General features: G+C 28.6%; 19 protein-coding genes and 1 pseudogene. 15 read left to right on the plus strand and 5 right to left on the minus strand.

Translation table 11 applies throughout. The features are described 5' to 3' along the window. The first annotated feature begins 15 nt into the window (after window positions 1-15). The 3 genes from B3W71_RS14420 to B3W71_RS14430 all read left to right on the plus strand — a co-directional run bounded on the left by B3W71_RS14420 (window position 16) and on the right by B3W71_RS14430 (window position 2,758). The gene (locus tag B3W71_RS14420; RefSeq protein WP_346889634.1) at window positions 16-1,185 is read left to right on the plus strand and encodes a glycosyltransferase; all 1,170 of its coding nucleotides are present in this window, start codon (window positions 16-18) and stop codon (window positions 1,183-1,185) included. Then, window positions 1,163-2,371 (plus strand): O-antigen ligase family protein, encoded by a 1,209-nt coding sequence (locus B3W71_RS14425; RefSeq protein WP_346889635.1) that lies wholly within the window; start codon window positions 1,163-1,165, stop codon window positions 2,369-2,371. The genes B3W71_RS14420 and B3W71_RS14425 overlap by 23 nt, the downstream gene beginning before the upstream one ends. 177 nt (window positions 2,372-2,548) lie before the next feature. After that, a complete protein-coding gene (locus tag B3W71_RS14430) occupies window positions 2,549-2,758 on the plus strand; it encodes a UDP-N-acetylglucosamine 2-epimerase (RefSeq protein ID WP_414632038.1) in 210 nt (69 codons plus the stop codon). 268 nt (window positions 2,759-3,026) lie between these two features. Here the strand turns inward: B3W71_RS14430 and B3W71_RS14435 are convergent, their stop codons facing one another. After that, a complete protein-coding gene (locus B3W71_RS14435; RefSeq protein ID WP_346889637.1) occupies window positions 3,027-4,178 on the minus strand; it encodes a double-cubane-cluster-containing anaerobic reductase in 1,152 nt (383 codons plus the stop codon). Between the two features lie 240 nt (window positions 4,179-4,418). Between B3W71_RS14435 and B3W71_RS14440 the strand changes: the two genes are divergently transcribed. Next, window positions 4,419-5,594, plus strand: a complete 1,176-nt coding sequence (locus B3W71_RS14440) for a MalY/PatB family protein (RefSeq protein ID WP_346889638.1) — start codon at window positions 4,419-4,421, stop codon at window positions 5,592-5,594. Between the two features lie 293 nt (window positions 5,595-5,887). Here B3W71_RS14440 and B3W71_RS14445 read toward each other — a convergent pair whose 3' ends face one another. Continuing rightward, window positions 5,888-7,366 (minus strand): S41 family peptidase, encoded by a 1,479-nt coding sequence (locus B3W71_RS14445; protein WP_346889639.1) that lies wholly within the window; start codon window positions 7,364-7,366, stop codon window positions 5,888-5,890. 329 nt (window positions 7,367-7,695) lie between these two features. Between B3W71_RS14445 and B3W71_RS14450 the strand changes: the two genes are divergently transcribed. From B3W71_RS14450 to B3W71_RS14465, 4 genes are all read left to right on the plus strand, one after another. Next, window positions 7,696-8,370 carry a response regulator transcription factor gene (locus B3W71_RS14450; protein WP_346889640.1) on the plus strand — a complete coding sequence of 225 codons (675 nt, stop codon included), beginning with the start codon at window positions 7,696-7,698 and terminating at the stop codon, window positions 8,368-8,370. Between the two features lie 387 nt (window positions 8,371-8,757). Further along, window positions 8,758-9,768, plus strand: a complete 1,011-nt coding sequence (locus B3W71_RS14455; protein WP_346889641.1) for a sensor histidine kinase — start codon at window positions 8,758-8,760, stop codon at window positions 9,766-9,768. Window positions 9,769-10,063: 295 nt separating this feature from the next. After that, on the plus strand, window positions 10,064-10,831 hold the full coding sequence (locus B3W71_RS14460) for an ABC transporter ATP-binding protein (protein WP_346889642.1): 768 nt from the start codon (window positions 10,064-10,066) through the stop codon (window positions 10,829-10,831). After that, complete coding sequence (locus B3W71_RS14465; protein ID WP_346889738.1) at window positions 10,821-12,836, plus strand: ABC transporter permease; 2,016 nt, start codon at window positions 10,821-10,823, stop codon at window positions 12,834-12,836. Before B3W71_RS14460 ends, B3W71_RS14465 begins: the two co-directional genes overlap by 11 nt. A 493-nt stretch (window positions 12,837-13,329) precedes the next feature. Here the strand turns inward: B3W71_RS14465 and B3W71_RS14470 are convergent, their stop codons facing one another. After that, window positions 13,330-13,533, minus strand: coding sequence for a nucleic acid-binding protein (locus tag B3W71_RS14470; protein ID WP_346889643.1), 204 nt, complete (start codon window positions 13,531-13,533; stop codon window positions 13,330-13,332). A gap of 182 nt (window positions 13,534-13,715) precedes the next feature. On the opposite strand from B3W71_RS14470, the gene B3W71_RS14475 reads away from it, so the two are divergent. The 7 genes from B3W71_RS14475 (at window position 13,716) to B3W71_RS14505 (ending at window position 21,562) form a co-directional block, all read left to right on the plus strand. After that, window positions 13,716-14,342: a non-canonical purine NTP pyrophosphatase gene (locus B3W71_RS14475; protein WP_346889644.1), complete on the plus strand. Its 627-nt coding sequence runs from the start codon at window positions 13,716-13,718 to the stop codon at window positions 14,340-14,342. 1 nt (window position 14,343) lies between these two features. Further along, a complete protein-coding gene (locus tag B3W71_RS14480) occupies window positions 14,344-15,312 on the plus strand; it encodes an NAD-dependent epimerase/dehydratase family protein (protein ID WP_346889645.1) in 969 nt (322 codons plus the stop codon). Between the two features lie 177 nt (window positions 15,313-15,489). Continuing rightward, window positions 15,490-16,179 carry an HAD family hydrolase gene (locus B3W71_RS14485; RefSeq protein ID WP_346889646.1) on the plus strand — a complete coding sequence of 230 codons (690 nt, stop codon included), beginning with the start codon at window positions 15,490-15,492 and terminating at the stop codon, window positions 16,177-16,179. Between the two features lie 223 nt (window positions 16,180-16,402). Then, window positions 16,403-16,849 (plus strand): HIT family protein, encoded by a 447-nt coding sequence (locus B3W71_RS14490; protein ID WP_346889647.1) that lies wholly within the window; start codon window positions 16,403-16,405, stop codon window positions 16,847-16,849. 158 nt (window positions 16,850-17,007) lie between these two features. Then, window positions 17,008-17,802: a hypothetical protein gene (locus tag B3W71_RS14495; RefSeq protein WP_346889648.1), complete on the plus strand. Its 795-nt coding sequence runs from the start codon at window positions 17,008-17,010 to the stop codon at window positions 17,800-17,802. Between the two features lie 409 nt (window positions 17,803-18,211). After that, entirely contained in the window at window positions 18,212-19,453 is a 1,242-nt protein-coding gene (locus tag B3W71_RS14500; RefSeq protein WP_346889649.1) for a hypothetical protein, read from the plus strand. Window positions 19,454-20,263: 810 nt separating this feature from the next. After that, window positions 20,264-21,562: a hypothetical protein gene (locus tag B3W71_RS14505; RefSeq protein WP_346889650.1), complete on the plus strand. Its 1,299-nt coding sequence runs from the start codon at window positions 20,264-20,266 to the stop codon at window positions 21,560-21,562. Window positions 21,563-21,724: 162 nt separating this feature from the next. On the opposite strand, the pseudogene B3W71_RS19320 reads toward B3W71_RS14505, so the two are convergent. Continuing rightward, window positions 21,725-21,823, minus strand: a pseudogene (locus tag B3W71_RS19320) (IS3 family transposase); the annotation flags it as partial. A 93-nt stretch (window positions 21,824-21,916) separates the two neighbouring features. Next, complete coding sequence (locus tag B3W71_RS14510; RefSeq protein WP_346889651.1) at window positions 21,917-22,360, minus strand: MarR family transcriptional regulator; 444 nt, start codon at window positions 22,358-22,360, stop codon at window positions 21,917-21,919. Between the last annotated feature and the right edge of the window lie 369 nt (window positions 22,361-22,729).

Genomic DNA, 22,729 nt, shown 5'->3' on the forward strand with positions numbered 1-22,729 from the left:
ATAAAAGGAGGAACTATGAAAATATTTTTATTGCCTTCATGGTATCCTAGCAAGGAAAAACCATTAGATGGTATATTCTTTAAAGAACAAGCAGAAGCATTAGTAAAAGAAAATATAGAAGTTGTTGTTGTAAATATAGTAATAAAAAGTATAAACGAACGTGATGCTAAAGAAGAAGTAAATAAACTTAAATTCTATGAGGAAAATGGTGTTAAAGTATATAGGTATGTGACTTATAATTATATTCCAAGACTTACAGAAATTTATTTAAGATATTATAGTTCAATATTAAATAAAGTTATTAGTAAAATTATTAGTATCGAAGGAAATCCAGAATTAATCCATATTCACTCAGCCATTGACGCTGGAATAGCATATAGTAAATCCAAGATGACTATTCCATATGTAATTACTGAGCATTCCACTAAATATGCTAGAAATATTCTTAATAATACTCAAAAAAAGTACCTTAAAGATGTATTTAGCAATGCAAAAGTTGTTATGGCAGTTGGAGTAGGATTAAAACGAGAAATATCTAAGTATATATCAGAAGAGAAAATAAGAGTTATCGCTAATCCAGTAATAATAAATGATTCAAGTACGACTATAGATAAAAATAAAAAAAAGTTTAGGTTTTTTAGCTTAGGCCTATTGACTAATAAAAAGGGAATGGATGCCTTAATAGAAGCTTATAATTCAAATAGAGATAATCTTAAAGATGTTGAATTATATATAGGTGGAAACGGAGAAGAATTTACAAAGTTACAACAGTTAATTCATAAGTATAACTTAGAGAAGGATATAATTCTTTTAGGTAGTTTGAATAGAGAAGAAGTTGCGTATCACATGAAGAACTGCGACTGCTTCATATTGGCTAGCAGATTTGAAACCTTTGGCATTGTATTTGTAGAGGCTATGTATTATGGTAAACCTGTAATAGGAACAAAAACTGGTGGTCCAGATAGTTTTGTTAATGATGAATGTGGAATCTTAGTTGAAATTGATAATGTGGAACAAATTGGGGAATCTATGATAAGAATGGTATCTAGTTACTCAAATTATAACTCTGAATATATTAAAGAGTATTGTCGAGATAATTTTTCAGAAAAAGTTATAGTAGAAAAATTAAAATCAATTTATGGTGAAGTAATAGGTGAGTCCAATGACAAAAGAAACAATTTTTAGTAATCTATTTTTAAATGTATTTATACTATTTATAAATACATCTGTAAGTGATGCATTCTTTGAGACTTTTTTTATACCAGCTAGTTTTATAAGTATAACAAGACTTATTACAAATATAATATTTATACTTATTGTATTATATTACTTATTAACTGAAAGAATAAAAGTTAGAAGATATCTAGTTGTAATAGTATTCGTGGTTTTTATTGGAATTACTGTATTATGGGGACCAAAGAAGTTTGAGGCAATTAAAGTGTATATAAACTTTTTAGGACCGTGTTCCTATTTTATTTTGTTATTTTGTATTTCAACTAAAAATAGAATAATTAAGATATTAAAAACATATTGTGATGTTATAGTTTTTACAAATATAATTGCACTAGTATTTCTATCTAAAGTAGGCTATATGGGAAGTCTTCCATCAGAACATGTAGTAAGAGGAATTCATTTAAGTAGAAGTACAATGATTATTTATTTAAACTTTTGTATATTTATTTACTTATACTATATTAGAACTTCACTTGTTTCTTACAAAGATAAAATCAACGTTACAATAATGTTAATTTTAAATATAATTTTAATATTATTATCAAAAAGTTCCACTGGTATAGTTACAATAGTATTATTTATTCCATTACTAGCTATTGCAAAATATAAATCCCTATCTAAGTTTTTAATTAGAGCATCAATTATAATTGGAATTTCACTACCAGTGATAAAATTAACATCACCATTTCTAGATAGGATAATCAAAACTTTTTTTGGGAAGACATTGACCTTTAGTGGGAGGACATATATTTGGAATTATGCTTTAGATAAATTAGTTTCAAATCCATTATTAGGAAATGGGTTTAACTCTACGCACTATTTATTAGAAAATAAAATTATACCTAGCTATGAAAGAGTAGCAGCGCATACCCATAATGGTTTTTTAGAATTATTCTTACAGAGTGGTTTTATAGGACTATTATTAGGTGTAATTATAATTTTAATAGCATTTAGATATACTTTTAAAATTAATAAAAGAGAAGGAGATATTATACGGATCTACTTTATTGTATTTATGATTTTTAACTTTATGGAACCGTATATTTTAGGTAATGTATCAGTGATTACGCTTTGGTTACCTGTGATTTATGTAATTACCCTTGCTAATAACAAAATTAGGGTGAATATCAATGGATAAGAATATTATACATAACCTTTATGGACTTCACAGAACAGAAAATTGAATCTTCGGTGAGACCTAAAAAAATTATGATGCATCTCTAGAAGAAGAATATAAAGTAACTTTACTAACTTGACTGCAAAACAGAAGATTGGAAAGATACCTATGGAGCTTTTTTATAGAGAAGCTTATTTTATGGATAAACCATGTATTACAATGAGAAATGAAACAGATTGGGTAGAGACTGTTGAATCTGGATGGAATGTAATTGTTGGTACAGGTAAGTTTAAAGTTAAAGAACAAGTTAAAAATTTCAATCCTACATATAAGCAACAACAAATATTTGGTGATGGACGTGCATCTAAAAAGATTTGTGGGTTAATTAAGAATACAATATGTGATTAGTAGATATTATAAATGTAAAATAAAGATATATACCATATATCATATATTAATAAAAGGGTAAAACCTCAANNTTGAGGTTTTACCCTTTTATTATTAAATGAAACTTAGTTTCAGAGGGAGCCTATCTTACAATAAAGTTTAATTGAACTTATCTAGAGTCGTGCCACTGTAGATGCCATATTATAGAAGGGGGCGAGTAGGTAGCAGTAGCTAAATATCAGATAAGTTTGCTTGAATGATCTTTAGACCAAGTAATGTCAGTGTTGAATTATAGCATTTCTATGAAAGCAGCTATTCTAGTGTTAAGTTGTCCAATATCAGCAGTAGAGTAATCTGTTTCTATGCTGATGTAAGGAATATTTTTGGTGTTATTAGCAAACCGTTTAATTAGTAATGTTTCTACATTATAAGTATGGCAAGCATGAAGAACTACATCTACGACTCCATCTACTTTGTATTCATCTATAATTCTATTAAGTAAATCTATACGATTAGGGTTAGGAGTCATACATGAACAGCCAATATTTAAGTATTTACGAGCAATAGCTTCATATATATCAGGATTATTTTCATCTACTAGTTCATCGATAGCTTTAGCGCCACTACAGTTTTCAAAAGCCACTACATGAGCGCCATTATCTTCTATGGCTTTTATAACTTTTTCTGTAGCACCACCAATAGGACATCCAGTTATAAGGATACGCGGTTTCTTTTCATATTTTTTATCCACTTCATATTCAGCTTTAATTCTCTCAGTTAGAGCATATATTTCCTTTGGGATCTCTGATTTATCAAATTTAAAGGTAGCTCCATAAAGCACTTTAAACATATCTTTTCCTAAAAGTGCTGGAGGGTCTAGTTTTCCAAGGCTATAAAAGGTTTTAAGAGCTTTCCTTTCTTCATTTTTTAGTTTAATGGCTTCCTTAACCTTTTCATCGCTTATAGTAGTTTCAAATTGTTTTTCTAAAACCTCTTTAAACTTAAATACTTCTTTCTTCCAAAGTTTTAAACCTTCTTCACTTTGAGAGTTTGGTAATTCCATAACGTGAACAGGTTTAAATTCACTTAAGTATTCATACATTTTTTTCTTTCCATCACAAGTAGTTTCACCTACAACTAAATCAGAAAAGTAAAAGAATGGACATTTATCTGTTTTAGCAAAACCATAGCTTGATTTGATAAGAGGACATAGGTTACGTGGTAAATCTTTTTCAGCTTCTGAAATTGTTTCATCAGAAGTAGAGCAAAGAGAAACAACACTAGCACCCATAGCAAGTGGCAATTCTTGAGGCATATAAGTGCAGAATACTCCTACTAAAGGTATATTTTGATCCTTAAGTTTCTTAGCTGCAATAAAGGAATTTCTTCTAGCTTCTGCAAAATCATCAAAGATTTCGGGTAGTTCTTTTCTTATTTTCATTTTAATTCTCCTATTCCTTTTATATGTTTATTTTGTAACAATATTTATAATATGATTATACATAGAAATTAAGAAATAGTATGAATTATAGTATTATTTTATACACTTAAGTACATCTATAGAAGATTGCAATACTATATTTATGAAAATAGTGATAGAATTATATTGCACAGAAAAATTTAAAGATTAAGAATGGTTTTGTTAGCTTTATTTAACATTTCAAGATGGGGGATAGGAGATATGAAATATGACTTTAACGAAAAGGTAGAAAGACTGGGTAGTAATTGCATAAAATGGGATTTAATAAATAGAACTTATAATGATAGTGAAATCATTCCACTATGGGTAGCTGATATGGACTTTAAAGTACCAGAAGAAATAGGGGATGCTATAAGAGAGAGACTAGAACATCCTATCTTCGGATATTCACTTACACCTTCATCATATTATAAAGCTGCTATAAATTGGTTTTATAAGAGGTTTGGCTGGAGGATTGAAAAACCATGGATGAAGTTTGCACCAGGAGTTGTACCAGGATTAAAAACTATAGTTGCAGCCTATACAAAACCAGGAGATGAAATTATAATTCAAACACCAGTATACCATCCTTTTTATAACATTATAAAAAATAATGGATGTCAGGTTGTAGAAAATCCCTTAATCTGTAAAGATGGCAGATATGAGATGGATTTTGATAACTTGGAAAAGGTAATTAGTAAAAAGACTAAGATGATAATTCTTTGTAGTCCTCACAATCCGGTAGGAAGAGTATGGACTAAAGAGGAACTAAAAAGAGTTGGAGAAGTATGTATAAAAAATAATGTGTTAGTAGTAGCAGATGAAATTCATGCAGATATAGTTTATGAGCCCAACGTACACACTGTATTTGCATCTATAAGTGAAGAGTTTGCTGATAACTCTATAATTTGCACAGCACCAAATAAGACCTTCAATATTGCAGGGCTTAAAACTGCTAACATAATAATTAAAAATGAAAAATTAAGAGAGCAATATGTACTTCAAATGGAGAAAGACTGCATAGAAGGTCCAACTACCTTAGGATCAGTAGCACAGGAAGCAGCTTATACAAGTGGCGAAGAATGGTATCAAGATCTTATGAAGTATTTAACAGAAAATATAGATTTTACTTTAGACTTCTTTAAAAAAAGAATTCCTAGGATTAAGGTTAGAAGACCAGAGGGAACCTACTTATTATGGATTGATTGTTCAGGGCTAAATAAGAAGCCTGAGGAGTTAAGTGATTTCTTCCTTAAAAAGTGTAAAGTATGGTTAAATGATGGTAGTATGTTTGGACATGCAGGAGCTATGTTTCAAAGAATGAATATAGGAACTAGTAGAGTTGTTCTTGAAGAAGCTTTAGAGAGAATAGAGAGAGAAGTAAATAAGTTGAGCTAAAAATATTGATCTTTGTGTTGTAGAGTGGAATGAGAAAGCAAGAAGATTATATGAAGGCTTGGGTTTTAAGGTAATTCAAACTTTCCATAATTATAAAAGGACTTTGATGTAAGATAAATTATTTTTATGAGTACATGTTATTCAATATATCATAAAGCATCCTATTAATTAGAGTTTATGGTAGATAAATTCTAGTTAATAGGATGTTTTATTATTGAAAATAATTTCATAAGATAAATTTAAGATTTAACTTAGTTTAAGATGCATTCGTATAACTATAATTTAAACGCTAATTACTTTAACTTATAATTACGTATAAGTTTCAAAGTTAAATCTAAGGCCTCTTCTCCATCTACCCATAGGTCAGGTTTAATGCCCTCACCTTCTTTAAAAAAATTGTCATCATATAACCTCAGCCAGTTTCCATAGGCAAATTCTATGTGAGAATTGGGCAGATATCCAAGTTCTATATTAGAGCTTTCAAGAGTACCATGGGTGTTAGTACCAACAACTACAATGTTTTCAAAATCCTTTAGATGTTCTATAAAAAATTCAGCAGCAGAAGAGGTTTCTTTATCTGTAAGGACAAAGATAGTGTTGGAATTTTTATTAAGCTGCTCTTTAGGTTTTGGTATATGCTCATAATAGTAGGTATCAATCTTTTCAAGCTGTAAAGTTTCTAGATCCTTATCAAAGGTATTAAAGTCATAGTAGGATGGATCAGCCTTTGATCTTCTATAAAGTAATAAGAAAAGTCCTTTTCCATCAGATGAAACTCCAAAATATTCATTTACCCAGTTCAAAGCAGTAAGTATATCACCACCATGATTTCCACGTAAATCTATTATGCTTACAGGGTACTCCTTTATTTCAGAAGCAGTTTTTATAAACTCAATTCCATCTAAGCTTATACTATAAGGTATATCTCTTGATGATATTATAGGAATGTCATCTATAGTTGTATATTCTAAAGATGAGTCAGTTGCATCTGAAAAAGTATTTAATAATTTAAGTTCAATATTTTTAGTATATTCTGATTCACCTCTATAAAATACTACGGTTATTGTACTAGAGGCTTGTCCGTCATATTTCTGTAGAAGACCTAGATTATACACTAAATTTCCATCAGTATTTATAGAAAGCTTCAAATACTTTTCAATATCTTTATCTTCATTTATGGATTTAATATAGTAATATACGTCATCGTACTCTAAATAGTAGCCTACACTATTTTTCAAAACTTTTAATGTTGTATTTGAATAATATCTGTAGGTATTCTCTAAATTAAAATCATATTCTCCTATATAAAAATGTTCATCTGGTATAAAGGAAAGATTATCTTTTAGACATTGAGTTAATTCATCTACTTGAATTAGATCATTATTTCCGATAAAATTTAAAACTGATTCTTTAGCCTTTAAAAATTGTTCATCACCACCATAATAGTTGTATGGAGCATAGCTAGATTTTAAGGCCTTGAAATAAAGGGTTACATCAGAAAGGGCTTCTCTTTTAGTTATAGCTGTAGGAGATATCATTTGAGGTGATGAAAATAACATAGTATGTTCTTCAGCAGTTAGTAGTTCTTCATCAGGCAGTTCAGATATAAAATCTCTGATGTTTAATTCAGATATAGGAATATTTAGATTTTCATAATTAATCTTTTCTAAAGTTTCTTTAAAAGAAATTTCTTTCTTATAATAAGATAGATAAGTCAAAGTCAAAATTAAAGTTATAACTATTATAAAAAAAGCTATAATAACCTTTTTCAAATCAAAATCCACCTCCATAAAAATCATTAAATAAGGATATTATACCATAAAATGTAAAAACGTAAAGGGGTTATATAGATTTAAAGTAAAATAATTATTAATTTTCTTCTAGCTCAATTATGTTTTAGTTATAATATTCTTAATAATGAAGTAAAAAAATTTTGTATTAATCTTTAAAATTAAAAATTTAACATAAGGCTTTAGTGTTATGCTTATACTAAAATTATTAAATAATAGTTAGTTTATTATATATTACAATGAGGATTATTGAATACATATATTGACTTAAATTAAATGTTTAATATAAAGATGAGATAGGAAGTGATAAAGTGGCAAAAATTATTATAATAGAGGATACAGAAATTATTAGACAGGAACTTGAAACATTTTTAACTAGATATGGATATGAGGTTGTAGCTCCTACTGATTTCAAAAATATAATGTCTATTATTGAGAAAGAAGAACCAAACCTTATACTCTTGGATATAAATTTACCTGTGTTTGATGGATTCTATATTTGTAGAGAAGTGAGGAAAACTTCGCAGGTGCCTATAATTGTAGTTACTAGTAGAGATAGTGATATGGATGAACTGATGAGTATGAATTTAGGAGCAGATGATTTTGTAACTAAGCCTTATAATACTCAAATACTTTTAGCTAGAATAAATTCTGTGCTAAAGAGAGTAAATCAAGGAAATGAAGGGAATCAAGAAGTTTTAATATACAATGATTTAAAGTTAAATTTATCTAATGGTACTATAAGCTGTGGGGATGAGACTCTAGAAATTACTAAAAATGAATTAAGAATTCTGTATTACCTTATAAAAAACCAAGGAAATATTGTGTCTAGAGAGGATTTGATGGATTATCTGTGGAGATCCAATCTATTTGTAGATGATAATACCTTATCAGTAAATGTGACAAGGCTTAGGAAGAAGCTAGAGGAGATAGGAGTTAAGGATGCTATAGAAACAAGAAGAGGTCTTGGGTATATAATGCCTTAGGAAAATTGATTTTAATAAAATATAGTTAAATATATAAGGGGCTTTCATAAAATATATTACCAATCTTAAGTAAATCAATACTCCGAAACGGATGAGCGTTAATAATATAAGTGCTTATTCAATATTTATTTAGATTAGCTATTTTTGTGAAAGCCTCATGAAACTATTTAAATAGTTTCATAGGAAACTTTTTAACTTTTTAAATAGTTGCTAAATTCATAGAGGGTTAAAGGAGTTAATCCTTAAATAGTGACATTAGGATTATAATAATTAATGAACCATAATTGGATTACTAACATTTTAACCCATATAACAAGTTAAAGTAATCTATATTTAGGGTTTAATTAGAAGCTAAATAAAAATAGTTAGAGGAAGGAGTAGATAAAAATGAGGGTTATGGAATACCTAAAGTCAAGAAGTGGTTTTTTAATAATTAATGGAGTTCTATTTATAATTCTTGTAGCTATTTTAGTATTTTTAAAGGTTGGAAGTGGATTAATATTTTTAGCCTTTATATTATGGTTTACTCCATTAAGTACATATATAATATTAGAAACTATTAAGTATAAACACTTTTTAGATAATATTACAGGAACTGTAGATAATCTTGATAAAAAGTATTTGCTTCCAGAGGTTATGGAAAAGCCAGACTTTCTAGAGGGAGAAATAGTTTATGAAGTCCTTAAAGAATGTAATAAGACCATGCATGAGCATGTAAAAAAGTATGAATATACTCAAAAGGAATACAGAGAATACATAGAAATGTGGGTTCATGAAGTAAAAACGCCCATTGCCTCTGCAAGACTTATTATAGACAATAATGAAAGTACAGTGACAAATAAAATTGGATATGAACTGAAGAAGATAGAAGACTTTATAGAACAAGTCCTTTATTACTCAAAGAGTAATGATGTAAGTAAAGATTATATAATAAGAGAATTTAGCCTAGAAGAAGCTGTCATGGAAGTTCTAAGAAAAAATTCTAGAGATTTTATAAATAAAAAAATCTCCTTAGATATAGGTGAAATAGAAGGAAAAATCTTTAGTGATATAAAATGGGTGGAGTTCATTTTAAATCAGATTATAGGAAATGCAATAAAGTACTCTAAGGAATCCAAAGGCATAGTTAGGATATATTCAGCTTTAGGGGAGAATAGGGTAACTTTAACTATAGAGGACAATGGGGTTGGAATTCCAGAAAGAGATATTGCTAGAGTTTTTGAGAAAGGCTTTACTGGAGATAATGGAAGAAAATTTGGAAAATCTACAGGAATGGGATTATATCTGTGTAAAAAGCTTTGCGACAGATTAGAGTTGGGAATAAGTATTGAATCAAAGTTAGAGTTTGGAACTAAGGCTCATATAATCTTTCCTTTAGGAAGACTTACAAATTTTTAATAGGAGCTTTCGCAAAATGAGTTGGCTTGATTGCAATGTTGAGAGCTAAAATTGGCTCATAAGTTAAGTTCTAGCTATAAGTTAAAATATATTGCTAATCTAAATAAATATTGAAGTGCTTATTCAATATTTATTTAGATTAGCTTTTTTTGTGAAAGCCCCATTTTATACAACCGTATCTTACAAAAATGAAAGATTAATGACATGAAATTAAATATAAGATAATTAAAGAAAAATATATAATAAGCTCATGAAGTTAAGACAAAACTAAAAATAGATTTTGGGAGGATGAATTATGGAAAACGTCTTAAAGGTTGAAAATATAGAAAAATATTATGGAGGAAAGGGGAATGTTACTAAAGCCATAGACAATATAAGCTTTCAAGTAGAAAAGGGTGAGTTCCTTGGAATAATGGGACCTTCGGGCAGTGGTAAGACTACTCTTTTAAATTGTATATCTACCATTGATACTGTGACTACGGGAAACATAATTATAAATAATAAAGATATAACTACTCTTAAGAATAGAGATATTGAAAAGTTTAGGAGAGATGAGCTTGGATTTATATTTCAGGATTTTAATCTTTTAGATACATTAACAGCTTATGAAAATATTGCATTGGCACTTACTATACAAGAGGCAAAACCTAAAAGCATAGATGGAAGAGTTAAAGATGTGGCAAGTAAATTAGGTATATGTGAGATTTTAAATAAATATCCTTATGAAATGTCTGGTGGACAAAAGCAAAGAGTTGCTTCAGCTAGAGCTATTGTTACAAATCCATCACTGATTTTAGCAGATGAGCCTACTGGCGCATTAGATTCTAAGTCATCTAGATTATTACTAGATTCCTTTGAAAAGTTAAATGAAGAATTGGAGGCTACCATCCTTATGGTTACTCACGATGCCTTCACAGCTAGTTATGCTCATAGAATTTTATTTATTAAAGATGGAAAGGTCTTTAATGAATTAATTAGAGGAAATGATAGTAGAAAAGAATTCTTTAATAGAATTATAGAAGTAGTGACATTACTTGGAGGTGACAGTGGAGATGTATTCTAAGATTGCAATAAATAATGTGAAGAAGAGTTTTAAAGATTACACTATATATTTTTTAACGTTAACCTTTGCTGTGTGTATATTCTATAGTTTTAACTCCATAGAATCGCAAAAGGCAATGTTTGAGATAAGTAAAAGTGAAGCTGGCTACATAGATATACTAACTACCGTTATTTCATGGGTATCTGTATTTGTGTCTGCAATTTTGGGTGGATTAATTATTTATGCAAATAACTTTATGATAAAGCGAAGAAAAAAAGAGCTTGGCGTATATATGACATTGGGGATGAGTAAAAGAAAAATCTCAAAAATTTTAGTATCAGAATCTTTTTTCATAGGCCTTATATCTCTGGGGGCAGGGCTAATACTTGGCATAGTTTTATCACAAGGACTTTCTCTTTTTACAGCTAAGCTATTTCAAGTAGGGATGAGCGAATATAAGTTTATATTCTCAGCAGGTGCTGCTGTAAAGACTATAGTTTACTTTGGAATAATGTTTTTACTTATAATGATATTTAATACCTTTGTAATTTCAAAGTATAAGCTTATTGATATGATAAATGCTAGTAAGAAAAGTGAAAATATAAAGATAAAAAATCCTATAGTTTCAATTATAGTTTTTGTTTTAGGAGTAGGAGCTCTTATATTGGCATATAAGCTTGTAATGGAAGTAGGATTAAAAGTAGAGGATTATAGATTCCCTATTTCAATAATACTTGGAATTATGGGTACTGCTTTCTTTTATTATGGATTAGCAGGATTTATATTGTATGTAGTTAAAAATAATAAAAATATATATCTTAAAAAGCTAAATATTTTTGTTACTAGACAGATAAGTAGTAAAATTAACACCAATTTTATATCTATAACAGCTATATGTTTAATGCTTTTTATAACTATTTCTATATTATCTACAGGATTAAGTTTAAAAAACTCTTTAGAGAGTAGTCTTAAGGATACAGTACCCTTTGATGCTTCAGCTAGAATTATAAACTTTGATGAAAATTCTACTAGAACGGTGGATGAAGCCTTTAAGGAATATGGATTTAATTTCGCAAATAAAGAAGAATATGTAGTACTAGAAGAGTATAGGCTAGAAGAAAGTTATGGTGATGTATTAAGAGGATATGGAGATGGTAAAGGAGATAAATTTCTAGATAATAGGTATAATAAAATGTCAGCACTAAAAATAAGTGATTATAATAAATTAAGGGAGTTAAATAGACAAAGTTCTATAGACTTAAAAGAAGATGAATTATTAATAACCTCTAACTTCAGTAAGTTAGTGCCTTTAGTTAAGAAATACATGAAGGAAAATAAGACACTTAAAATAAATAATATAGACTATAATATAAAAAATCAAGAACTTATTACAGAAGCTTATGAAAGCACAGGTTTTGCTAATAATTTCTTTACAGTAATACTTCCAGACAAAGCTCTAGAAAACCTTAAGCCTGATGAGACTATATTAAATGCTAACTTTGTAGGTGAAGATAGAGAAAAACGAGAATCAGAAATAGGAGAAGTATTTAAAAATAGTAGAGATGAAGGGGGTTCAGGTAAAGACTTTATAATATTAGGTTATACAAAAACAGACATATACAGTATGACAAAAGGAATGACCACTACAATTTTATATGTAGGAATATATATAGGAATTGTATTCCTAATATCTAGTGCTGCGGTTCTTGCGCTTCAACAGTTATCTGAAGCTAGTGATAGCATTGACAGATATAAATCCCTTAGAAGAATTGGAGCTTCAAGAAAGATGATAAATAAAACTATATTTATTCAAACTTTAATATATTTTGTAATGCCACTAGCCTTAGCTGTAATTCACTCAATTGTTGGAATTAATGTAGCTAATGATTTCATAGCCCTCTATGGTAATGCAGATATAGGAGCTTCAGCTATGATAACAGCACTACTTATAATAGCTGTCTATGGTGGATATTTCTATGCCACTTATATAGGCTACAAGAATGTAACTAACACTCCAAATCTATGATTTGGNNAATGAAATGAGTCGGAGTTTCACTGTTTCCACTCCAAATCTATGATTTGGCTAAGTATTAGTTGGGGCTTTTGCAAAATATATTACTAATCTTATATAAAATATTGAAAATGCACTCTAATATTATTGTTAGCAAATACCATTTAGATAAGTTCGAATAACTAAATCTTTGATTTAGTTATTCGAACTTAATTCTTCTAATTTATTAGAAGAANNTGAATATTTTATTACTTAGTATAAATCGTAAGCAACACAATTTGTTTGGGTGTATAGGAATTGTTGTGTTGTAGATTTTATCTTGAATAAATGCTTTAGTAAATCAATATTCCGAAACGGCTGAACGTTAATAATATAAGTGCTTATTCAATATTTATTTAGATTAGATTATTTTGCGAAAGCTTCTTCATTTTATAAATCTATGATTTAGTTAAGCATTAGTTATCTTAGAAGATTATATATGAGACAATCTATATATTTATATTAAAAATCATTTTAAGAGGTCTTCATAGTTTTCTATATAGAATACTACAGCACCACAATTAGGGCACACAGCAGCCTTAGGTACTGCAGATACACTATTAAAAAGACCTTTTCCTCTTCTCTTAATTCTAATTCCATAGAGAGCACCTTCCACACTAACACTACAGTTATCTACCATTTCTGAATTGCATTGATTGCATATCTTCTTCACTTTTAAACTCACCCCATTCTTAAAATCTATTTTTATATCAATATATTTTAATTTATATAGAAGGTTGCACATATTAAAGCAATGTTACATTAATTATATACTTATACATATTAATCCTGTAAAATAATATTATAACATAGATAATTAAGAAATATAAAAATTTACATAAAGAGAAGGTTGATATGATGAAATTACTTTATGGCACATCAAATCCTGCTAAGCTAAAGTATATGAAAGAAATGCTACAGGGATTAGATGTAGAAATAGTTGGATTAAATGAAATCAAGATAGAAGCAGAAGAAATAGATGAAAGTGGTAATGATCCTTTAGAAAATGCAAGGATTAAAGCCTTAGCTTATTATAAGTTAGTAAAGATGCCTGTTTTCTCTTGTGATTCAGGCTTGTATATAGAGGGTATTGAAGAAGAAAGACAACCAGGGGTACATGTAAGAAGAGTTAATGGAAATCAGCTTAAGGATGAAGAAATGATAGAGTATTACAGTAATATTGCAAAGGAACTAGGAGGAAGGGTTAAAGCAAAGTACAAAAACGCTATATGCTTCATTCAAGATGAAGGAAGAATTTTTGAGTCTATGGGCGATGAGTTAGGCTCAGAGGAATTTATTTTAACATCTGTACCTCATGGAAATAGAAATAAAGGTTTTCCTTTAGATTCCATATCTATTGATGAAAAGTCAGGAAAGTATTATATGGATATTGGAGATGAAGAAAGTTATGAAGGAAAGGTTGGATATGGCCTTAGAAAGTTTTTTATAAAAGCTTTAAATTTATATAGAAGAGGTGAATAAAATGAAAAAAATCTTAATACTTGGTGGAACATATTTTATAGGGAAAGCCATTGTGGAAGCTTTATTAAGTTCTCAGAAAGATTATGAAATTTACACCTTAAATAGAGGAAGCAGAAAAACCGAAAATAATAGAATTACTAATATACTTTGTGACAGAGAAAATTTAAGTGAAATGAAAAAATGCCTTAGTGGGTATGAATTTAATTATATAATTGATGTATCTGGTCTTAATGTAAAACAGTTAGAAGTTCTTCATGAAGCTTTAAATTATGAAGAGCTAGAGAAATTTGTTTTTATTAGTTCTAGTGCTGTGTATGATGTAGAAAATTACAAAATACCTTTCAAAGAATCAGCTATGTTAGGAGAAAATAAATATTGGGGCGATTATGGAACAAATAAAATAGAGTGTGAAGAGTTCCTAGAGGATAAGTATAACTACAGTAATGTTCAGCTTATACTATTACGACCTCCTTATGTATATGGAGAAAATAATTATGCAGCTAGAGAGGGATTCATATTCCATCATATTATCAATGATAAAACTATCCTAATTCCTAATGATGGAGAAACTAAAATCCAATTTATTTATGCTAAAGATTTAGGGAATATGGTAGCAGGAATTCTAGAGACAAAGCAGGATAATCTATCCATTTACAATGTTGGAAATATTGAAGCTGTAACTTTTAATACATGGATAGAGCTCTGTGAGAAAGCTGCTGGCAAAAAGGCAATAAAGCGTCACTTTTATTATGAAAAGAATGGATATAAGGAGAGAGACTTTTTTCCATTCTTTGATTATGACAATGTGCTAGATGTGAAAAAAATTCATAGAATATTTGGAAAAGAAACATCTATGGAGGAAGGCTTAAAGAATTCTTATCAATGGTATCTTCATAATGAATCCGTGGTTAATATGAAAAAACAGGTAGAAGAAAAGGAAGAAGAAATTTATAAATCAATAGAGAAATAATTAGTAATTAATTTTAAATGGGCTATATGATAAAGTTAATTACTTTAGAATAATTTAAATAAATGGTATAAGAAGATGAAAGTTTTGTATTGTAGAAAGTGTAGAAGATACAATTAAAAGGGTGATAGATTAATTTAAGCAGTTTAAGAATATATAAAATACAAGATGGAGATTAAAATGAGTAAGTTAATATTTTGGGATTTTCAAGGCACATTAGCTCATAATGAGTGGATGATTAGTAAAGCCTTATATAAGGTTTTATGCAAGTATGAGCCTTATACAGAAGTAAGTATTGAAGATTTTAAAAAAATATCATTAGTAGGATTTCCTTGGCAACAGCCTGAAAAAGAGTATATGCATCTTACTTCTAGTGATGCTTGGTGGAAACATGCTGAAGATATATTAATAAGAGGATATAAGGAACTAAATGTATCTGAAGAAAAAGCAATAATCTATTCAAAAAAGATAAGATCAGTAATTTCTAGAGGCGAAAGTTTTCAACTATATGGAGATACAATTGAAGTATTACAATATTTTATGGAAAAAGGTTATTCTAACGTCATACTCTCAAATCATATTCCTGAACTATCAAAGATAGTAGATGAGCTAGGATTATCTCCACATATAATAGATTGTATATCATCTGCTAATGTTGGCTATGAAAAGCCTAATCCTAAAATATATTATTATGCCTTAAAAAAACATTGTGGTTATAAGGATATATGGATGGTGGGAGATAACATTTTAGCAGATGTAAGAGGTCCAGAATATGTTGGAATTAAAGCCGTGTTAGTAAGATCTAATATAGAAGAGAATGTTAGGTATTATTCTAAGGATTTATTAGGAGTGAAAGAAATAATAGTATAGTTGCTACACCTAAAGATAATAAAATAAAGCAACTTTATAATGAAATAAAAAAACTTAAAGAAGATAAAGAAAAACTAATTATTCAATTAGTAGAAATGGAAGAACTTAAAGATGAGAATAAAAATTGAGAGAACAATTAGATAAATTAAAAAGTATGAAGTAAGTCGCAATCGTATAATAGTGAGAAGCAGAAAATTTATATTTTATTCGGGGGGGGTATAATATGAAATGCAAGATGTGTGAACAACAAAAGAATATTACAAATGATCCATATTTTATTATGGAACTTGAAACTGGATATGTTATCTTAGGATGGTATCAGAGGTTCAAGGGATATACTGTTTTTAACTGCAAAGAACATGGCCCAGAATTATATAATTTAGAACATGATTTTAAAATTAAACACCTAGAAGAAATGTCGATAGTTGCAGAAGCTGTTTCTAATGTGTTTAAGCCAGATAAAATGAATTATGAGCTGCTTGGAAATGGATGCCCCCATATTCATTGGCATTTATACCCGAGGGTGAAGGGAGATACTCCTATCGTAAGCTCGGTTTATCAACTGCCGAATAGCGTATTGTTTGATGAATCCACAAGACCAAGCGATGAAGTAAGAAAAGATTATATAAATAAAATTAAGAATGAAATTGAAAGATTACTCGCATTATAAGCATAATCTACAATTGAGTAATTTCACATCCTTCTTATATGACGAATTATCAACAAAGTTATTAATATGTTATACACTTAAAAGTATATAAAATGAAAGGGGGATATATTTAGTGAGAGTTTAGTACATATAATACACACCCTCACTAAAGATAAATTATGAATAAAGAGGAAAAGAATCAATTTATAGTAGATACCGTAGCTAAGGTAAATAAGATATTTTCTATTCATGAAAAAATAAAGGATATAGATTTATCTTTATTAAAACTCTACACGGTGGCTGTAGTAGAAGAAGGGTACTTCTTTATCTTTGATTTAAGTGAAGATGGCAAGAGCTATGAATTTAAAGGTGAATATAAAGCACCTATGATTATACCAGAAAAAGTATTGGCCTCCTTTCCGCTAGATTTTTATGATATGAAGCCTGCTGCGGTAGTATCTAAGGATGCCTTTAATACCTTGGAGGGATATATATTTATGTTTCATGAATTTGTTCATTGCTATCAATGGGAGCAAGGAGATAATGAAATTAGGGAAACATTAGAAATTGTTAAAATAGCCAAAGAGAAGAATGATTTTATGTGGGAGATAAATCATCTATTTCCTTATGAGGATAAAGTGTTCATAGATGAAACTTCTAAATTGGAATTTGTGGATAGAAAACTACAATATAAGGAAATAGTAGATTATCATAAGACTATGAAGAATCATTTAAATCATATAGATTTTGAATATATGATATGGCAAGAATTTAAAGAAGGATTTGCTAGATACATTGAAAATCTTATTAGAGAAAGATTACAAGTAAATTTAAATTCTAATAAATTAGAAGAACCTTTTAGTAGGGTAAGCTTTTATGAGTTAGGTAATAAATATATTAATTTTATATTAAGAGAAAATCCAGAGCTTAAAGGACATATAAAGGAGATTTATAATAAAATTAACGTAGTATAGAGAAGATTTAGATAGAGAAGAAATGCTATTAAAGATGATAAAACGCATTATAGTCAGTTAATTGCTATAGAGGTTTATGGCGAAAGTCATGAGATAGATGAAAAAACAATTATACGTGATGCATTTAAAATCAATTATTTTTTATAATGATATAAAGTTAATAAAATTTCTAATGAGGAGCGATATAGAAAAAGTCATTCAATAAGGAGTAAGGAATTTGACTCCAATTTGCAAAAAGAGTGGAGCTAAATTAATACATAAAGTTAATAGAGAAACAGGATAAGCATTTTGAAGGTATCCAAACTATACGAAAATGGGATGTGACTTTTCAAAAGGTTTAAAATAAGAAATAAATAGTATTAAGTTTATTTAATGTATAAGAATATAGTTAATTATAAGGGAGAAATAGATGATTAGGATTTTTTTATTTAAGGAAAAATTAACACAAACAGACTATAAGGTTACAGAATATATTAATGAAAATTTAAAAAGTATGGTAGAGGTATATATTGATTATTTAAGAGAAAATGACGGATTTGAATTAATAGAAAAGTTAGAACCAATATTTCCAAGAGACTATTTAAAAAGAAAACCACAAGAATGTGAAAATATAGTAGAAGAGTTGTATGAAATTATAATTAAACATAATATTCGTGATTATATAAAACCTAAATATGAGTATGCATTATATCATATAATTCATTGGTGGATAGATATACAAGATAATGAAGAGGATTATATACCTAGAAAAGTTGATGTAAAGCTTAGAGAAGAAATTGAAAATAATGAAGACTATTGGGATGAAGAAAATAATGTAATATTAATGGCGATAGGAAATGTTAAAAATTATTTAGATTTCTGTTTTGAAGACCAGGATTTTTTACCAGAATTTTTAGATAACGCTGTGTCATTGTATCTAACATCACCAGAAGTTGTTAATATCATGTTTCAGTATGAAGATTTAGATGATTATATAGATTTAATGTCAGTTGATATAAGGGAGCTATATCTTGAGAAACGTGGAGAAATGAAAAGAAATATAGAGAAAGAACCCCAATACACAGAGGAAAAGATAATAAAAGAGTTATATAATATAATAACGCAAATCAATAATCAGGCTACTGAAATGCAAAATAAAGATGAAGTGGAGTTAAGTAATGAAATATTTAGAATGAGTAAGAGGTTATTTAAATGTATGTTTGACTTAGAAGTTGAGAGAGAGTCCACGATAGGATGTTCTATGAAGAAGCTGGGGGAAAATGACATATATATATATATGAATAATGATAAGTTTATTAATGTTGCAATAGGAGAGAATAAGGTAATAGAAAAGTTTTCTGATGCGATTGGACAAGTTTTAGGATATTTAAATCCAACATTTAATTTTGGGTTTACAATATCTATAAATAGAAAAAAGTTGATTAGGGATGCATATACATTTATTTATGATAAATTAGGAAAAGAACGATATAAGGATTTTCCCGTAAAAGAGTTAGTTAAAGAGCCATTTGGAGAAGAATATAGATATATCATAAAAAGTGTACATGATATTCCAGAAGACAGTACAAGAACTATGAATTTATATCATTTAATTTTAGATTTAAACATTGAGTATAGAAGAAAAGTGGCGATTGAATCGAGGAGTAGATAGAGAATAAAAACTTCAAACGATATTTGAAGAATGTATGAATAAATAAATTATTAGAGTATAAAATGTAATTTTTATATTAATTTCTACATTGCTTTATATTTTTTATAATAGGAACACTTTTTTGAAGTAAATAATGATTTACTTAAAGAGCAAATTAAAACACAGAGATTCATATTTTATAGTACAGATGAAGATGCGATATGTGTTGAGGATTTATCTAAAGAAAAGTCGCTACATGAAGCAGTGGGATTGACTGATGCTAATGATAGTGTTGTTGGATCGGGATGGGGGAAGGAAATAAAAATTGTTTCACTATTAAATCCAGGAACAGTTCATAATTATAATTCAGTAAAACAAGTGTTGGGACGGTAGTACTGCTTTCACACAAAAGTCCAGACAGTCATATTAACGTAAAGGTTGAATTGGGTGAGAGCGAAGGTAAAGTACCGCTAAAGGCGATTGCGGATAAAGCTGAAGCGTATAAGCCAAAATAGTGAGTTACCTACAAGATGATAAATGAGTAAATAAAAGAAAAGTATGGCTTCAAAGTACATACTGCATACATCTCAGATGTAAAGGAGGATTTAGACTTGTCGATGTATGATGATGAAAATGCGATAGAGGAATTGAAATATACGAAGAAACACATAACAGCAGAGAAGGTAGAAACAATCAAAGACGTCTTAAAACACTTTGAAATTATCTAAAGCGATAAGCGTATCATTATAAATAGCGGTACGCTTTTCTTGCATACAGTCTTTCAACGTGGTAGCATGAAATTATTCAGATATACTTTGAGGAGGAAATGAAGTGAACCGTATTACGGAGATAACAAAGCGTGATATTCTAGATTTATTCCGAAATGGATTAGAGATATATGAATTATTTGAAACAAAAACAGCTATTTACCATTATTTTGGACGACTTGAAGAAATAAATTTTCTTAAAAGATTATATGATCTAGACAAAATGAAAAGTTATGACTCAAGATTTGAAAATGCAGAAAGAGATATTTGGCAACATACAGTAAATAATGATGATTATCCATATTGTTGGGTATTTGAAGATGAGAGATTTGATTTACAATATGGTAGCGATGAGATATATTTAAAATTTATGTGCGAAATATTTCATCCAGCAGTTAGATATGATAAGGGGTATTGGAGAGAGTTTTTGATGGAAGTCAATAAATTATTGCAAAATGATGGATATGAACTTTATCCTGCTGAAAAAATATCTAATCGTGAAGTTTATGGATGGAGAGTGTTCGAACTAGAGGAAGAAGGATTATTTATTCCATATTCCCAACGTAATTTAAGGGCGATAAAAGCAAAAGAGATACCATTATCAATCAATCGAAAGGCAAGAAATCAAATTTATCAACTTTTGGAGAAGTATAATATTGTATATCAAAAGACTGATGAAACGGGATGGAATAATAATATTACGGTAGCTGAAGATGTTTTTAATGATATAAAGCAATTTTATATACCAAAATGCTATGATGACAAAGGGAAATATGTTGAAACTGAGAGCTTAAAGGATTTTGTACTTTTTAGTTCTCCGTTTAATGTGATAGACACAATGGAATTTTTTGAAAAATATAGTTATTCTAATGATTTTGAAATGCAAATAAACGCCCTTCTAAAATTGAATGATATTTCATTGAAACTCGACAACGGAAGAATGGTTAATACATTTGATAACCAGATAAATAGAAACTCATTGACTGCCATTCAAGAAGTCGGATTGAAAGAATTATTGCAAGATGCCACTAAATATTATGATGAAGGCAATCTTCAAATTGCAGTAGAAAAATTATGGGATGCTTTTGAAAGATTAAAAACCTATTATTCTCCAACCTTAGATAAAAAGAAATCGGTAAATAAGATTGTTGAAGATATGAGTGGTAAGCGGCAACCATTTCAAGATCTATTTGAAAAAGAATTTCATGAACTTACGATCCTAGGCAATAATTTTAGAATTCGGCATCATGAGGTAACAAAGATTGATATTCAAGATGAGAAACATCATGAATACTTCTACAAACGTTGCTTATCACTAATTTCTACAGCAATTCAGTATTTAGATGATATAATAGCAGTATGAGGGTGAGATTGCATAGAAGTGGAATAAGGTTTCAAGGTACATAATATTTATTTAGCAGAGGTAAAGCATGATTTGGGTTTACAGATGTATGATGCTTTTAATGCGGTAAAAGAATTGAAGTAGGCCTATGTCAATAACTTGGACACAAAAGGTCATACAATATTAAGATAATCTTTTAAAACTTTCAAACTCTACAGGTGGCATGTAGTTTAATGCACTGTGAATTCGCTCTCTGTTATACCAAGACTCTATATACTCAAAGCCAATATATTTATGTACATAAACTTTTTAAAAGATAATTACTAATAAAAAGAAGGTATAAAGCAAGTCTTATGACAAGCTTTATACCTTTTATTAATCTAGTTTAGATATTATTCTTTTAAATTCAGATATTGTGTTATCAAGTGAAATTAAATCTTCATCTGGTAGAACAGATAATTTATCTTTAAGAATTCCTTTTATTAATTCCTTTTTTATTTTAAAGACTTCACGAGCCTTCTCTGTTACTTCAATTCTAATAACTCTTCTATCCTTTGGATCCTCATATCTAGTTACATAACCACATTCAAGGAGTTTATCTATTATTGGAGTCATATTTGGTTTAGAAATACAAAGATCTCTAGCTATGCTAGATACAGAGGAAGGTCCATTGTGGGCTAGATAAAAAACAACCTTCACATGAGAGGGTGGCATAGCCATACTCTTCATAAAATCTTCCAATTTTATAATTTTTTTATGAAGTAACATCATCAGCACAAAAAAGTCCTCAGATATTTTAGTTAAGTTTTTTTCATCCATAATAATTCTCCTTTGGTCTTAGTATCATACTTTATTAATTATCAGTTAAATCACTTTATAAAAATTCTAGTGTTAAATTTCAAATTTTATTTATCTATAGTTTAACCATATTTTAAACATTACGTATATTAAGTATTAATTAGTAATTTTACATAGCATAAAATAACATAACATATATTGAAGTTACTAGCAAGAATAGTGCTTATAAATGTAGTTTTTTACTATTAATCATAGAATATTTATAAAAATAACTAATTTTGTTTTAAATTTATTAATTAAAAATTAAAAGATATACCATAAAATAGTTATTGACTTATAATAGTTATAAATTTATAATCAATATATATTCATAAATAGTATAATATAATA

This window comes from Clostridium sp. UBA1056 (assembly GCA_002316385.1).
Taxonomy (GTDB): domain Bacteria; phylum Bacillota; class Clostridia; order Clostridiales; family Clostridiaceae; genus Clostridium_J.

Coding starts and splice junctions, on each gene's coding strand:
- B3W71_RS14420 (WP_346889634.1), top strand. CDS start 16: ATGAAAATATTTTTATTGCCTTCATGGTATCCTAGCAAGGAAAAACCA.
- B3W71_RS14460 (WP_346889642.1), top strand. CDS start 10,064: ATGGAAAACGTCTTAAAGGTTGAAAATATAGAAAAATATTATGGAGGA.
- B3W71_RS14480 (WP_346889645.1), top strand. CDS start 14,344: ATGAAAAAAATCTTAATACTTGGTGGAACATATTTTATAGGGAAAGCC.
- B3W71_RS14435 (WP_346889637.1), bottom strand. CDS start 4,178: ATGAAAATAAGAAAAGAACTACCCGAAATCTTTGATGATTTTGCAGAA.
- B3W71_RS14440 (WP_346889638.1), top strand. CDS start 4,419: ATGAAATATGACTTTAACGAAAAGGTAGAAAGACTGGGTAGTAATTGC.
- B3W71_RS14510 (WP_346889651.1), bottom strand. CDS start 22,360: ATGGATGAAAAAAACTTAACTAAAATATCTGAGGACTTTTTTGTGCTG.
- B3W71_RS14485 (WP_346889646.1), top strand. CDS start 15,490: ATGAGTAAGTTAATATTTTGGGATTTTCAAGGCACATTAGCTCATAAT.
- B3W71_RS14475 (WP_346889644.1), top strand. CDS start 13,716: ATGATGAAATTACTTTATGGCACATCAAATCCTGCTAAGCTAAAGTAT.
- B3W71_RS14465 (WP_346889738.1), top strand. CDS start 10,821: ATGTATTCTAAGATTGCAATAAATAATGTGAAGAAGAGTTTTAAAGAT.
- B3W71_RS14430 (WP_414632038.1), top strand. CDS start 2,549: ATGGATAAACCATGTATTACAATGAGAAATGAAACAGATTGGGTAGAG.
- B3W71_RS14500 (WP_346889649.1), top strand. CDS start 18,212: ATGATTAGGATTTTTTTATTTAAGGAAAAATTAACACAAACAGACTAT.
- B3W71_RS14490 (WP_346889647.1), top strand. CDS start 16,403: ATGAAATGCAAGATGTGTGAACAACAAAAGAATATTACAAATGATCCA.
- B3W71_RS14455 (WP_346889641.1), top strand. CDS start 8,758: ATGAGGGTTATGGAATACCTAAAGTCAAGAAGTGGTTTTTTAATAATT.
- B3W71_RS14495 (WP_346889648.1), top strand. CDS start 17,008: ATGAATAAAGAGGAAAAGAATCAATTTATAGTAGATACCGTAGCTAAG.
- B3W71_RS14425 (WP_346889635.1), top strand. CDS start 1,163: ATGACAAAAGAAACAATTTTTAGTAATCTATTTTTAAATGTATTTATA.